General features: G+C 62.9%; 6 protein-coding genes, 3 rRNA genes and 1 pseudogene. 6 read left to right on the plus strand and 4 right to left on the minus strand.

Features of this window, described 5'->3' with window-relative positions:
- Positions 1–303 precede the first annotated feature (303 nt).
- The 3 genes and pseudogenes from ABDC25_RS01425 to ABDC25_RS01435 all read right to left on the minus strand — a co-directional run bounded on the left by ABDC25_RS01425 (position 304) and on the right by ABDC25_RS01435 (position 4,085).
- Positions 304–1,808: pseudogene (locus ABDC25_RS01425) on the minus strand (SulP family inorganic anion transporter).
- A gap of 112 nt (positions 1,809–1,920) precedes the next feature.
- Positions 1,921–3,051: a GTPase gene (locus ABDC25_RS01430; protein WP_347124452.1), complete on the minus strand. Its 1,131-nt coding sequence runs from the start codon at positions 3,049–3,051 to the stop codon at positions 1,921–1,923.
- Between the two features lie 95 nt (positions 3,052–3,146).
- Entirely contained in the window at positions 3,147–4,085 is a 939-nt protein-coding gene (locus ABDC25_RS01435; protein WP_347124454.1) for a G5 domain-containing protein, read from the minus strand.
- A gap of 154 nt (positions 4,086–4,239) precedes the next feature.
- On the opposite strand from ABDC25_RS01435, the gene ABDC25_RS01440 reads away from it, so the two are divergent.
- The 4 genes from ABDC25_RS01440 to rrf all read left to right on the plus strand — a co-directional run bounded on the left by ABDC25_RS01440 (position 4,240) and on the right by rrf (position 10,545).
- Positions 4,240–4,746: a hypothetical protein gene (locus ABDC25_RS01440; RefSeq protein WP_347124456.1), complete on the plus strand. Its 507-nt coding sequence runs from the start codon at positions 4,240–4,242 to the stop codon at positions 4,744–4,746.
- A gap of 531 nt (positions 4,747–5,277) precedes the next feature.
- Positions 5,278–6,801 (plus strand): 16S ribosomal RNA (locus tag ABDC25_RS01445).
- A 414-nt stretch (positions 6,802–7,215) separates the two neighbouring features.
- Positions 7,216–10,320 (plus strand): 23S ribosomal RNA (locus ABDC25_RS01450).
- 108 nt (positions 10,321–10,428) lie between these two features.
- Positions 10,429–10,545 (plus strand): 5S ribosomal RNA (gene rrf, locus ABDC25_RS01455).
- The 16S, 23S and 5S rRNA genes sit together here, the layout of an rRNA operon.
- A gap of 123 nt (positions 10,546–10,668) precedes the next feature.
- Here rrf and ABDC25_RS01460 read toward each other — a convergent pair.
- Positions 10,669–11,406: an IclR family transcriptional regulator gene (locus ABDC25_RS01460; protein ID WP_292777204.1), complete on the minus strand. Its 738-nt coding sequence runs from the start codon at positions 11,404–11,406 to the stop codon at positions 10,669–10,671.
- A 163-nt stretch (positions 11,407–11,569) separates the two neighbouring features.
- On the opposite strand from ABDC25_RS01460, the gene hutH reads away from it, so the two are divergent.
- Together hutH and hutU are read left to right on the plus strand one after the other, a co-directional pair.
- Positions 11,570–13,111: a histidine ammonia-lyase gene (hutH, locus tag ABDC25_RS01465; protein ID WP_347124458.1), complete on the plus strand. Its 1,542-nt coding sequence runs from the start codon at positions 11,570–11,572 to the stop codon at positions 13,109–13,111.
- Positions 13,104–14,813, plus strand: a complete 1,710-nt coding sequence (gene hutU, locus ABDC25_RS01470; RefSeq protein WP_347124460.1) for a urocanate hydratase — start codon at positions 13,104–13,106, stop codon at positions 14,811–14,813. Before hutH ends, hutU begins: the two co-directional genes overlap by 8 nt.
- The last annotated feature ends 2 nt before the right edge of the window (positions 14,814–14,815 follow it).

Genomic DNA, 14,815 nt, shown 5'->3' on the forward strand with positions numbered 1-14,815 from the left:
GCTCGACGGCCGGTGATCGCGCATCGCGGGCCGCAACCTGAGACGCGGCGCTTTTCGCGAACCTCACGTCGTCCGCGACCGGCATCCGCGCGCACCGCGCGACTTGGGGAGTTCATGAGAGGGAACCGCCGCTTCTTGCCCGTGACCGCCCCAACCGGGGGTGGACCGGGGCGGGATTGATTTCTAGCTAGGGTCTACTTGCGCGGCGAACGCGTTTGTCACCGGTCTCCTAACCCGCTTCGGCTGGATCCGATCTCGATCTCGATCTCGATCTGACGATTTGCGTCCCGTCCAGCTTCGTCGCTACTCGAACCCGCCCGTCAGCCGCCCGTGCGTCGTCGCGCTCGAGTCATTCATCCCGACGATCTCCACCGCCTTCCCCAACGCGGCGTACTTCGTCTCGATCGCATCCAACGCCGCCACGGTCGACGCATCCCACACATGCGACCCCGACAGGTCAACCACGACCCGATCCGGAGCGTCCGTATAAGAGAACAACGTCGTCAGATCATTGCTCGACGCGAAGAACAACTCCCCCTCCACGGCATACGTCACCACATCGCCAGCCGGTCCCAGCTCTCGACGAACCGAAACAAAGTGCGCCACCCGCCGCACGAACAGCACCGACGCGACCAGCACCCCACCCACAACCCCGACCGCCAGGTTGTGCGTGATCAGCACCAGCGCCACCGTCGCGACCATCACGAACGTCTCGCTCTTCGGCATCCGCTTCAACGTCGACGGACGCACGCTGTGCCAGTCGAACGCCCCGATCGCGACCATGATCATCACGGCTACCAGCGCCGCCATCGGGATCGTCCCGACGAAGTCGCCGAACACGACCACCAACAGGAACAGGAAGATCCCGGCGCAGAACGTGGAGATGCGGGTCCGCGCGCGCCCGAGGCCTTCACGTTGATCATGGTCTGACCGATCACCGCGCACCCGCCCATGCCGCCGAACATTCCCGACAGCACGTTCGCCACACCTTGCCCCCACGACTCGCGCGTCTTGTTCGAGCGGGTGTCGGTGATCTCGTCGACGAGCTTCGCGGTGAGCAGCGACTCCAGCAGCCCGACCACCGCGACCCCGAGCGCAAACGGCGCAATGATCGTGAACGTCTCCCACGTCAGCGGCACGTTCGGGATGAACAGCGAGGGCAAGCTCCGCGGCAGCTCACCCTGATCGCCGACCGTCGGCACCGTGATCCCGAAGGCGAGCACGACGCCCGTAACGATGATCACCGACACGAGAGGTGCAGGCACGACCTTGGTGAGCTTCGGCATCACCAGCATCACGAAGATCCCGAGCGCCACCAGCGGATACACCAGCCACGGCACGTCGATCAGCTGCGGGAACTGCGAGCTGAACACGAAGATCGCCAGCGCGTTCACGAACCCGACCATGACGCTCCTGGGGATGAACCGCATGAGCTTCGCGACGCCGAGCACCCCGAGGATCACCTGGAAGATGCCGGCGAGGATGACGGTCGCGATGAAGTAGTCCAGTCCGTACATCGGCGCGACCGGTGCGATCACGAGCGCCACGGCTCCGGTCGCCGCGGTCACCATCGCCGGTCGCCCGCCGAGGAACGCGATCGACACCGCCATGATGAACGAGGAGAACAGCCCCACCTTCGGGTCGACGCCCGCGATCACCGAGAACGCGATCGCCTCCGGAATGAGGGCAAGTCCCACGACGAGACCTGCCAGCACCTCGCGGGTCAGCATCCGCGGACTCTTCAGCGCCGTCAGAACTGAGGGGTTCGCCCGATAGCGGGCACGATCATCGACCGTCGTTGCAGACATGGAGCTCCAGGGGAAGGCGCCTCAGAGAAAGAGGCAGACGCTCCAGCGTAGGGCGGTGTTGAACTACGCCTGATCTACCCGGGGAGATCAGGCGCAACCGGCGAAACTCCGTTCAGCCCCGCCCGCCACTCACCTTCTTGAACCACACGCCGACCTGCGTCTGGAACAGCTCGCGCACCAGGTCGCTGTCGAGTGCGCCGTCGACACCTCGCAGTCGACCCTGCGTGAGCTCACCGCAGACCACTGCCCATGCGTATCCGATCGCCAGGGTGAAGGTGCTGGCGACGGTGCCCGAGATCGCACCGCCGATAATGGTTCCCGCTCCGGGGATGAACTTCAGGAGGCCGGCGACGGCGCTTCGCCCTGCCGCCGAGACGGCGACAGTTGCCGCGGTCGCCGCGATCGTGGCGGTCTCGACCCTCACGCCGTAGATCGCCGCGACCCTGGCCATCATTCCGAGCTGAATGGGGATGAGCACACCGGCATCGGCAACCGGAATCGGGATAGCTCCCACTGTCAGCGCCGCCGTGGCAGCCGCGCGGACAGCTGTTTGAGCTTGCTTGCGCTTTCGTGCCAGATCGACTTTCTGGGCGGCAGCGAACGCTGCTTCAACACCCTCGGGAGCAGCGCGAAACGTGGCATCCACGAGCTCCGTGAGCCCGTGCTGAACCTGGCCGGTGAACTCATCCGCCGTCGACATCACCAGGATCGGGCGACCGCCCACGATCGGCAGGTCGAGCCCGGCGATGTGGTCCGCCAGGGTCAGAGCATCGGCGTGATACTCGCCGTTCCGCGACGGCACCTGCGTCAGGACGGCGACGACGGGCAGGCCGAGCTCGTGCAGGCGACGGATGAACTCCGCCTCGGTGTCCTCGAACCGCCGGTCCGTCGCCCGGACGCAGTACCAGGCGACGTGGGTCTGCTCAGAGAGCGGCTGCCGGCGCATCTTCTTCAGGTACTCGCCGAGTTCGCTGATCAGCTCATCGGTGTCCTTGCCGATCTCGAGCCCACGGGTGTCGAGCAGACCGAGGAAGCCGGAACGATGGATGTAGAGATGCTCGTCCATGGTGACGGGCTCGCCGACTCCGGTGGGAGCGACTTCTTCGCCGAAGATCGCGTTGATCAGTGTCGACTTCCCGACGCCGGTCTTGCCGAAGATGGCGAGGTTGAAGCGGCCGATCTCGTCCGCCTGCTCTTTCCACTGACTGCGGAACTCGTCTTCAGAGAAGGTCTCACCCGTCATTGCGCACTCCCTCTGAGGCCGTGGCCCCGGTCACCGAGGCGTCCCGCCCCTCGCTGACGACTAGCGTATCGAGAGGCGGTAGCGCGGGCCCTGTCTCAGTCGCAGGCGATCCCGTCACCGTCGCGGTCGAGGTCGTACACATCCGGCCCGATCACCTGCAGCGGCCCGCGCACGTACGCCGGCCCGTTCCCGCTCCCACCCGCGCAGTCCACATCGGACGCGATCGGCACGCACACCCCGGCATAGCTCGAGTGGCACTCGGCCGCAGGCTGCACCAGAGGCACCGGTGCCGGCGCAGGCTGTCGCGTTCCGTTCGAGGTGACCTCGTTCACCGGCGCGACGGTGACGACCTCGCCGAGGACTTCGCGCGACACTTCCACACCATCGACGTACGTCACGCGGTAGGTGGTGACCTTGGTTCCGTCGACACCGACTGTCGTGATGGCGGTCTGTCCGACGTCGAGCTGCGGATCGTCGGCCGTCGTCCGCTCGAAAGGAACGACCGTCGACTCTTCGACCTCCTCGAAGGTAGGGGGCTTGGGAGAGGGGGTCGGCTTCTCTGTCTGTGCGGACGCGAACGGCTTGGCCTCCGACGACCCTGAGCTCGTGGTGTCCGAACCAGGGCCGCCGAGGGCAGCGTTCGCTCCGGACCCCGCGAACATCAGAACGAACGCGATCCCCAGAGCTGCCCATGCCGCTCCGCGCGAGCGCACGCGAAAGAGCTTCGCCGAGCCACGCACGATCCCATAGATGGCGACGAAGAAGAGCACCAACCCGGCGAGCATCATGATCACGCCCAGGCTGCGGGTGAGGAGGAGGATCGCGAGCACCACCGCTCCCACTATGAGGACGACCTTCATCCGAGAGGACTTCACCTGGGCGGGAGCGGCATCGACGGGGGTCACGGCGACAGCCGCAGTCGGCGCTTGCCCCAGGGGTGCGGTGTGCACCGTCCATTGAGTGCCGTCCCACCAGCGCTGCTGCTGTGCGGGGTGCTCCGGGTCGGCGTACCAACCCTGGGGTGCTGCAGGCATCTTTGCCATCCTTCTGCTCAGGCTCTGGCCGAACACTACCGATATTCCAGCGTGTAGGGGAGAGTCCGATCACGGCAGCCAGCAGGTGCACTCTTCCCTCCCCCCCCCGACCCCCTGCGCCATCATGAGACGACCACCCACCAAGGAGGCCCTCTTGTCGCTCGCATCGACCACGCCGGCAACCGCCGCCACCGGCCTCCCCGGGGTCGCGGTCATCGCGGAGATCCGACGCGTCCTGATCACGGCCCTAGTCGCCGTCTTCGTCTACTCCACACTCACCGTCGCGAGCCGGAGCTACTGCCCCGGTGGCGTCGACGGCAGTGGTGGCTTCATCGACTCATCGGGACAGCCGACCGACGAAGCGCCCGTGTGCATCGATCTGATGCTCCGCCCCAGCCCCCTGGTCTACATCGCCATCGCCGCGATCGTGCTGATCACTCTCGGACGTGTGATGAAGGCGAGCGACGAACGCTCGGCCCTCAAGACACTGAACCGCGCGTCGATCGGAGTAGCGGCACTCGTGGTCCTCGCGATCGTCGTCTCCCTCGTCTGGTTCTTCCTGATCCCCATGGAGGAGTTCACCTCCGGCTCCTGGACGGTATTCAGCCCGTTCCCCTTCGGCACCATCGACGTCACGACGACGCCGCTGACCGTCGAGTGACGCACCGCAAGGCCAGGAGAGTGCAGGGAACCGTCGGGCCAGGAGTGCGACACGCCCGGCGGTCGGCCTAGATTTGCCCGATCCCCGGGATCCGCGTAACTTATTACTTGTTCGCCCCAAACGGTTGAGCGGAGGTCCTCGGACCGGCTCCCGTCAAGCAGCTAACACCTCCCGAATCCCAGACACTCACTGAGTGAACAGGATGAAGGTGCTGATCCGTTCCCACGGTCAGGCCGAGAAAAACTCGGACTTGACAACGGAAACGAGATCGGTAAGATAGAGAAGTTGCCCTTCGGGCCTGGCTGTGATGGCTGGGTCGTGGGAGCATCCGATCCTTGAGAACTCAACAGCGTGCACTTGTCAAATGCCAAATTATCCTCGTCTAGCTTCGGCTAGTTGAGAATTCCTTTGGATCAAAGACCAACTCCTTCCGGGGGGTTGGCAATGGATGAAGTCAGCAATGAATTTGTCTCTTTGGTCAGCATCAAACTCGCTGCGTCACCGTTTTCCCGGTGGGGTATGCATTTCTTTTTTACGGAGAGTTTGATCCTGGCTCAGGATGAACGCTGGCGGCGTGCTTAACACATGCAAGTCGAACGGTGAACACGGAGCTTGCTCTGTGGGATCAGTGGCGAACGGGTGAGTAACACGTGAGCAACCTGCCCCTGACTCTGGGATAAGCGCTGGAAACGGCGTCTAATACTGGATATGTGACGTGACCGCATGGTCTGCGTCTGGAAAGAATTTCGGTTGGGGATGGGCTCGCGGCCTATCAGCTTGTTGGTGAGGTAATGGCTCACCAAGGCGTCGACGGGTAGCCGGCCTGAGAGGGTGACCGGCCACACTGGGACTGAGACACGGCCCAGACTCCTACGGGAGGCAGCAGTGGGGAATATTGCACAATGGGCGCAAGCCTGATGCAGCAACGCCGCGTGAGGGACGACGGCCTTCGGGTTGTAAACCTCTTTTAGCAGGGAAGAAGCGAAAGTGACGGTACCTGCAGAAAAAGCGCCGGCTAACTACGTGCCAGCAGCCGCGGTAATACGTAGGGCGCAAGCGTTATCCGGAATTATTGGGCGTAAAGAGCTCGTAGGCGGTTTGTCGCGTCTGCTGTGAAATCCGGAGGCTCAACCTCCGGCCTGCAGTGGGTACGGGCAGACTAGAGTGCGGTAGGGGAGATTGGAATTCCTGGTGTAGCGGTGGAATGCGCAGATATCAGGAGGAACACCGATGGCGAAGGCAGATCTCTGGGCCGTAACTGACGCTGAGGAGCGAAAGGGTGGGGAGCAAACAGGCTTAGATACCCTGGTAGTCCACCCCGTAAACGTTGGGAACTAGTTGTGGGGTCCATTCCACGGATTCCGTGACGCAGCTAACGCATTAAGTTCCCCGCCTGGGGAGTACGGCCGCAAGGCTAAAACTCAAAGGAATTGACGGGGACCCGCACAAGCGGCGGAGCATGCGGATTAATTCGATGCAACGCGAAGAACCTTACCAAGGCTTGACATATACGAGAACGGGCCAGAAATGGTCAACTCTTTGGACACTCGTAAACAGGTGGTGCATGGTTGTCGTCAGCTCGTGTCGTGAGATGTTGGGTTAAGTCCCGCAACGAGCGCAACCCTCGTTCTATGTTGCCAGCACGTAATGGTGGGAACTCATGGGATACTGCCGGGGTCAACTCGGAGGAAGGTGGGGATGACGTCAAATCATCATGCCCCTTATGTCTTGGGCTTCACGCATGCTACAATGGCCGGTACAAAGGGCTGCAATACCGCGAGGTGGAGCGAATCCCAAAAAGCCGGTCCCAGTTCGGATTGAGGTCTGCAACTCGACCTCATGAAGTCGGAGTCGCTAGTAATCGCAGATCAGCAACGCTGCGGTGAATACGTTCCCGGGTCTTGTACACACCGCCCGTCAAGTCATGAAAGTCGGTAACACCTGAAGCCGGTGGCCTAACCCTTGTGGAGGGAGCCGTCGAAGGTGGGATCGGTAATTAGGACTAAGTCGTAACAAGGTAGCCGTACCGGAAGGTGCGGCTGGATCACCTCCTTTCTAAGGAGCATCTGACACTTTCGGGTGTCCAGAACCCAGATCGAGAACGTTCGTTTCTCGCTGGGAGCTCATGGGTGGAACATTTGACATGGTGCGAAGGATGTTGTTCTTCTCCAGTACGCCACTTCGGTGGTTGGAACGGGGAGGGTGGCGGATGTCGCACCTGCACGCTGTTGGGTCCTGAGGGACCGGATGCGGATCTTTCGGGATCTGGTCTGAACCTCTGGGCCTCTTTCTGTTTCCCCCGTGTGGGGTTGTGGATAGGGGCACCGCCCGTACTTTGAGAACTACACAGTGGACGCGAGCATCTTGCAGCTGGCTTCGGTCAGTTGCACAAGATGATCTTAAAGATCATTAGTCAATTTCAGATTCCATCTTCGGATGGGGTCGAGTTTTTGATTCAAACTCATGTGATTTCAAGTCTTTAAGAGCAAACGGTGGATGCCTTGGCATCTGGAGCCGAAGAAGGACGTAGCAATCTGCGATAAGCCTCGGGGAACTGATAAGCAAGTTTTGATCCGAGGGTGTCCGAATGGGGAAACCCCGCTGGGCGGCGTGCCGACCTAGTGACTCCCGCCTGAATATATAGGGCGGGTAGAGGGAACGTGGGGAAGTGAAACATCTCAGTACCCACAGGAAGAGAAAGCAACCGCGATTCCGTTAGTAGTGGCGAGCGAAACCGGAACAGGCTAAACCTAGCGTGTGTGATAGCCGGCAGGCGTTGCACGTTGGGGGTTGTGGGACTTTTCAGTCATCTCTGCCGAGGTGGCGGCGTTACAAGAAGGTATAGACGAACGGTCTTGAAAGGCCGGTCATAGAGGGTGCCAACCCCGTAGTCGAAATGCCTCTCTTGGCGCGAAGAGTATCCCAAGTAGCACGGGGCCCGTGAAATCCCGTGTGAATCTGTCAGGACCACCTGATAAGCCTAAATACTCCCAGATGACCGATAGCGGACAAGTACCGTGAGGGAAAGGTGAAAAGTACCCCGGGAGGGGAGTGAAATAGTACCTGAAACCGTTTGCTTACAAACCGTTGGAGCCTCCTTAGTAGGGGTGACAGCGTGCCTTTTGAAGAATGAGCCTGCGAGTTAGCGATATGTGGCGAGGTTAACCCGTGTGGGGTAGCCGTAGCGAAAGCGAGTCTGAATAGGGCGATTCAGTCGCATGTCCTAGACCCGAAGCGAAGTGATCTATCCATGGCCAGGTTGAAGCGACGGTAAGACGTCGTGGAGGACCGAACCCACTTAGGTTGAAAACTGAGGGGATGAGCTGTGGATAGGGGTGAAAGGCCAATCAAACTTCGTGATAGCTGGTTCTCTCCGAAATGCATTTAGGTGCAGCGTTGCGTGTTTCTTGCCGGAGGTAGAGCTACTGGATGGCCGATGGGCCCTACAAGGTTACTGACGTCAGCCAAACTCCGAATGCCGGTAAGTGAGAGCGCAGCAGTGAGACTGTGGGGGATAAGCTTCATAGTCGAGAGGGAAACAACCCAGACCACCAACTAAGGTCCCAAAGCGCGTGCTAAGTGGGAAAGGATGTGGAGTTGCCTTGACAACCAGGAGGTTGGCTTAGAAGCAGCCACCCTTGAAAGAGTGCGTAATAGCTCACTGGTCAAGTGATTCCGCGCCGACAATGTAACGGGGCTCAAGCACGCCACCGAAGTTGTGGCATTGACATTATTGGTAGGCCTTCGTGGTCCAGCCGTGTTGATGGGTAGGAGAGCGTCGTGTGGCCAGCGAAGCGGCGGTGTAAACCAGCCGTGGAGGCTACACGAGTGAGAATGCAGGCATGAGTAGCGAATGACGTGTGAGAAACACGTCCTCCGAAAGACCAAGGGTTCCAGGGTCAAGCTAATCTTCCCTGGGTAAGTCGGGACCTAAGGCGAGGCCGACAGGCGTAGTCGATGGACAACGGGTTGATATTCCCGTACCGGCGAAGAACCGCCCAAGCTAATCCAGGAGTGCTAAGTGTCTGAATCCCAGTGACTGATCCCTTAGGGGTGACGCTCTGGGCCTAGCGCACGACCCCATTCTGGTGCGGTTAGCGTATTAACAGGTGTGACGCAGGAAGGTAGCCCAAGCCAGGCGATGGTTGTCCTGGTGCAAGTGCGTAGGCCGAGTCGTAGGCAAATCCGCGATTCACATAGGCTGAGACACGATGCGGATAAAAAGTGGGTGATCCTATGCTGCCAAGAAAAGCATCGACGCGAGGTTCTAGCCGCCCGTACCCCAAACCGACTCAGGTGGTCAGGTAGAGAATACCAAGGAGATCGAGAGAATCGTGGTTAAGGAACTCGGCAAAATGCCCCCGTAACTTCGGGAGAAGGGGGGCCTTCGGCGTATAGGGATTTACTCCCGAAAGCGTTTGGAGGCCGCAGAGACTAGTGGGTAGCGACTGTTTACTAAAAACACAGGTCCGTGCCAAGTCGCAAGACGATGTATACGGACTGACGCCTGCCCGGTGCTGGAAGGTTAAGAGGACCGGTTAGCCGCAAGGCGAAGCTGAGAATTTAAGCCCCAGTAAACGGCGGTGGTAACTATAACCATCCTAAGGTAGCGAAATTCCTTGTCGGGTAAGTTCCGACCTGCACGAATGGCGTAACGACTTCCCAACTGTCTCAACCGCGAACTCGGCGAAATTGCATTACGAGTAAAGATGCTCGTTACGCGCAGCAGGACGGAAAGACCCCGTGACCTTTACTACAGCTTGGTATTGGTGTTCGGTGTGGCTTGTGTAGGATAGGTGGGAGACTTTGAAGCATGGACGCTAGTTCGTGTGGAGTCATTGTTGAAATACCACTCTGGTCACTCTGGATATCTAACTTCGAACCGTAATCCGGTTCAGGGACAGTGCCTGGTGGGTAGTTTAACTGGGGCGGTTGCCTCCCAAAAAGTAACGGAGGCGCCCAAAGGTTCCCTCAACCTGGTTGGCAATCAGGTGTCGAGTGTAAGTGCACAAGGGAGCTTGACTGTGAGACTGACAGGTCGAGCAGGGACGAAAGTCGGGACTAGTGATCCGGCAGTGGCTTGTGGAAGCGCTGTCGCTCAACGGATAAAAGGTACCTCGGGGATAACAGGCTGATCTTGCCCAAGAGTCCATATCGACGGCATGGTTTGGCACCTCGATGTCGGCTCGTCGCATCCTGGGGCTGGAGTAGGTCCCAAGGGTTGGGCTGTTCGCCCATTAAAGCGGTACGCGAGCTGGGTTTAGAACGTCGTGAGACAGTTCGGTCCCTATCCGCTGCGCGCGTAGGAAATTTGAGAGGATCTGACCCTAGTACGAGAGGACCGGGTTGGACGAACCTCTGGTGTGTCAGTTGTTCCGCCAGGAGCACCGCTGATTAGCTACGTTCGGGATGGATAACCGCTGAAAGCATCTAAGCGGGAAGCCGGCCTCAAGATGAGATTTCCATACCTTCGGGTGAGAGGCTCCCAGCCAGACTACTGGGTTGATAGGCCAGATGTGGAAGTGCAGTAATGCATGCAGCTGACTGGTACTAATAAGCCGATGACTTGATAACACACCGTTTGTTGGTGCTACGCGTCCACTGAGTGGTTCTCGATGTACGGTCGAGAACCGCATAACAACAATGACTTTGTTATGTGTTTGATTGAAACATCAATAGTGTTTCGGCGGCCATAGCGTGAGGGAAACGCCCGGTTACATTCCGAACCCGGAAGCTAAGCCTCACAGCGCCGATGGTACTGCAGGGGGGACCCTGTGGGAGAGTAGGACACCGCCGGACTCCTTTTAGACAAGAAAGCCACCCAATGCTGGGTGGCTTTCTTGCGTTGTGCTCGAGGAGAGCACGAAGAGCCATCCCTCGTGGGGTGGCTCTTCTGCGTTAACACGACCGTCGCAACGCAGTTCAGCGCTTCAAGCGTGCCTCGAGCATGGCCGCGCACTCCTGCACAGCGGCAGCGAGCAGGTCCTCATCTAGATCCGCACGGCCCCACGTCACCGCCACCGCGGCAACCGGCCAGCCGGCAGCATCGAGAACTGCGGCGCCCACACTGCGCAGCCCGTCCGCGATCTCACTGTTCTCCGTCGCATATCCCCTCGTCCGCACATCGCGGAGCAGTTCGCGCAGTTCGCGCGGCGTGCGAGGTCCGAGTCCCGTGCGATCGGGGAACGCCGAGACGTCCGGATAGAGCGCCCGCACCTGCTCGCGGGGGAGCGCCGCCAGCATCGCGCGGCCCGAAGCCGTGAGGTGCGCGGGAAGCCGCACTCCCACATCCGTCACCAACGCCGGCCTCCGAGGTGCGCGTTCCTCGACGATGTACAGCACATCCCCACCGCTCATCACCGCCAGGTGCGCGCTCTCCCCCAACCGGTCCGAGAGCGCAGCCACCAGAGGCCGGCCCCTTCGCGCCAAAGGCTGTTGGCGCGTGTAGCCGCCGGCGAGCTCGAAAGCCGAGGTGCCGAGCCCCCAGCGTCTCTCCTCGCGCAGGTGCAGCACGAATCCGTGAGCGGCCAGGGTGGTGAGCAGGTGATAGACCGTGGACCGGGGCAGTTCGAGCTCGCGCGCGATCGCCGACGCCGCCACGGGTGCGGGCCGTCCGGCGAGATAGCTCAGGATGCGGAGCGTGTTCTCCGCCGCAGGCACCTGCGCGGTCGGCTGCTGCGCGGCCAGTGCTTCCACCGCCGGCACCTCCACCGCCGGCACCTCCACCTCCGGCACCTGAGTGCTCTTCGCGTTGTCTGGGATCACAGACACAGCATCGCACGAACGGGTGTCCCCGGCCACACGTCGGGTGTGGAATCGAACCATGACTGAACTCGCCCCCGTGCTGGTCGGAGCGGCCCCGCTGTCTCCCGCCGATGTCGTCGCCGTCGTCCGTCGCAACGCACCAGTGCAGCTCGACGCGGATGCGCTCGCGCGCGTCGCCGACACCCGTCGCGTGATCGACGGCCTCGCGGCGGACCCGAACCCGCACTACGGCGTCTCCACCGGGTTCGGCGCTCTCGCGACCACCTTCATCGCCCCCGACCGTCGCATGCAGCTCCAGGCCAGCCTGATCCGCTCGCACGCCGCGGGCACCGGGGCCGAGGTCGAGCGCGAGGTCGTGCGCGGACTCCAGCTCCTGCGGCTGCAGACCCTCGCCTCCGGCCGCACCGGCGTGCGTCCGGTCGTCGTCGAGACCTACGCCGCGCTGCTCAACGAGGGCATCACGCCTGTCGTCCGCGAGTACGGCTCGCTCGGCTGCTCTGGCGACCTCGCACCTCTCGCCCACATCGCCCTGGCTGCGATGGGGGAGGGCGAGGTCCGCGATGCATCCGGCGCACTGCTCCCCGCCACCGAGGCCCTCGCCGCCGCCGGCATCGAGCCGCTCACCCTCGTCGAGAAGGAGGGGCTCGCGCTCATCAACGGCACCGACGGCATGCTCGGCATGCTGGTGCTCGCACTCCACGACCTCGAGACGCTCCTGCTCACCGCCGACCTCGCCGCGGCAATGTCGGTCGAGTCGCAGCTCGGCACCGACGCGGTGTTCGCGGCCGACCTGATGGCGCTTCGTGCGCAGACGGGTCAGGCCGAATCCGCCGCCAACCTGCGCGGGTTCCTCGGCGACTCCCCGATGGTCGCGAGCCACAAGGGGCCGGACGACGGCCGCGTGCAGGATGCCTACTCACTGCGCTGCTCGCCCCAGGTGCATGGTGCCGCGCGCGACACCCTCGCCCATGCGACACTGATCGCCGGACGCGAGCTCGCCAGTGTCATCGACAACCCCGTCATCACCCTCGACGGACGCATCGAGTCGAACGGCAACTTCCACGGCGCTCCGGTCGCGGCGGTCCTCGACTTCCTCGCGATCTCGGTCGCCGACGTCGCCTCGGTCTCCGAGCGTCGCACGGATCGCGCGCTGGATCCGGCCCGCAGCCACGGGCTTCCGCCCTTCCTCGCAGACGAGGTCGGTGTCGACTCCGGCCTCATGATCGCGCAGTACGCGGCCGCCGGAATCGTCTCCGAGCTCAAGCGCCTCGCGGTGCCGGCATCCGTCGACTCGATCCCCTCTTCCGCGATGCAGGAGGATCACGTCTCCATGGGATGGGCGGCCGCCCGCAAACTGCGCCGGGCGATCGACGGCCTCGGCCGCGTGCTCGCGATCGAGATCCTCACCGGCGCCCGCGCCCTCGACCTGCGCGCCCAGCTGCAGGCCGGACCCGCGACCGGAGCCGTGCGCGACCTGGTCCGCACCGTGGCCGACGGCCCCGGACCCGACCGCTTCCTCTCGCCGGAGATGGAAGCCGTCACCGCCCTCGTCCAGTCGGGCGACGTCGCCCGCATCGCAAAGGAGCACACTCATGGCTGAGTCCACCGCATCCGACACCACCGCATCCGACACCACCGCATCCGCCGCTCCGGTCTCCGGACCCCGCGTCGTCCGGGCCGCCAGGGGCAACCAGCGGACCGCGAAGAGCTGGGGCGCGGAAGCCGCCAAGCGCATGCTGATGAACAACCTCGACCCCGAGGTGGCCGAGCACCCCGAAGACCTGGTGGTATACGGCGGCACCGGCAAGGCCGCCCGCAGCTGGGACGCCTACGACGTGATCGTGCGCACCCTCGACGAGCTCGAGCCCGACGAGACCTTGCTGGTGCAGTCGGGCAAGCCGGTCGGCGTCTTCCGCACGCACGAGTGGGCACCGCGTGTACTCATCGCCAACTCGAACCTGGTCGGCGACTGGGCGACCTGGCCGGAGTTCCGCAAGCTCGAAGAGCTCGGCCTCATCATGTACGGGCAGATGACCGCCGGATCCTGGATCTACATCGGCACGCAGGGCATCCTGCAGGGCACCTACGAGACGTTCGCCGCCGTCGCCCGCTCGCTCGGCCGTGACTCGCTCCGTGGCACGCTCACCCTCACGGGCGGAGCCGGCGGGATGGGCGGTGCCCAGCCGCTGGCGGTGACCATGAACGACGGGGTGGTGCTGATCGTCGACGTCGACGAGTCGCGTCTCGTCCGTCGCGTGGAGCACGGCTACCTCGACGAGTACACGACCGACCTCGATGCGGCCGTCGCCCGAGTGCTCGCCGCCAAGGATGCAGCGGAGGCCCTCTCGGTCGGCGTGGTCGGCAACGCGGCCGAGGTGTTCCCCGAGCTGCGGCGTCGCGGTGTGCCGATCGACATCGTGACCGACCAGACCAGCGCCCACGACCCGCTCGCCTACCTCCCGCTCGGCATCGCCGTGGCGGACTGGAAGGCGGAAGCCGAGCGCGACCCCGAGGAGTTCACCCGCCGCTCGCGTGCGTCGATGGCCGCTCACGTCGAGGCGATGGTGGCGTTCCAGGATGCGGGGGCCGCGGTGTTCGACTACGGCAACTCGATCCGTGCCGAAGCGCAGCTGGGCGGTTTCGCCCGTGCGTTCGAGTTCCCCGGATTCGTGCCGGCGTACATCCGCCCGCAGTTCGAGGAAGGACGCGGACCGTTCCGCTGGGCAGCGCTCTCCGGCGACCCGGAAGACATCTACAAGACCGACCGCGCGATCGCCGAGCTCTTCCCCGAAGACGCCGCCCTGCATCGCTGGCTCGAGAAGGCCGGCGAGAAGGTGCACTTCGAGGGGCTGCCCGCCCGCATCTGCTGGCTCGGCTACAAGGAGCGCCACCTCGCCGGACTCAAGTTCAACGAGATGGTCGCGTCGGGCGAGCTGTCAGCTCCGATCGTGATCGGTCGCGACCACCTCGACTCCGGCTCGGTGGCATCGCCGTACCGCGAGACCGAGGCGATGAAGGACGGCTCCGACGCGATCGCCGACTGGCCGCTGCTGAACGCCCTGCTCAACACGGCATCCGGCGCGTCCTGGGTGTCGCTGCACCACGGTGGCGGTGTCGGCATCGGCCGTTCCATCCACGCCGGTCAGGTCACCGTCGCCGACGGCACGCAACTCGCGGCCGAGAAGCTGGAGCGCGTGCTGACGAACGACCCCGGCACCGGCGTGATGCGTCACGTCGACGCCGGCTATGAGCACGCCCGCGAGGTCGCCCGCGAGCGCGGCCTCAAGGTGCCGATGCTCTGAGA

Origin of the sequence: Microbacterium sp. SY138, from assembly GCF_039729145.1 — a bacterium.
GTDB classification, from domain to species: Bacteria; Actinomycetota; Actinomycetes; order Actinomycetales; family Microbacteriaceae; genus Microbacterium; species Microbacterium maritypicum_A.